1 protein-coding gene is annotated in these 304 nt (G+C 46.1%); it reads right to left on the bottom strand.

The window, feature by feature from the left end:
• Nucleotides 1-23 precede the first annotated feature (23 nt).
• Nucleotides 24-304 (bottom strand): hypothetical protein (locus AC0QH1_RS30950; protein ID WP_324635291.1); only part of this gene is annotated, 281 nt, incomplete at its 5' end.

The following is a 304-nucleotide window of genomic DNA, read 5'->3' as shown; positions in this document are numbered from 1 at the left end:
TAAGCCAACGCAACCGTTTTTTTTCAGCCCTGGAGTAGTAGTAGGGAAATAACCATTAAGCCAACGCAATGGTTTTTTTCCAGCCCTGGAGTAGTGATAGGGAAATAACCATTAAGCCAACGCAATGGTTTTTTTTCAGCCCGGGATTGGACTGTTGGCGAAATAACCATCAGGCGAACGCAACAGTTTTTTTCCAGCCCTGGAGTAGTAGCAGGGAAATAACCATCAGGCGAACGCAACAGTTTTTCCCAGCCCTGAATTGGACTGCTGGGGAAATAACCATCAGGCGAACGCAACAGTTTTT

It is taken from the genome of Phormidium sp. CCY1219, assembly GCF_055795085.1.
Note: the sequence above shows the minus strand (reverse complement) of the source record. Positions and strands in the feature narration are given on the sequence as shown.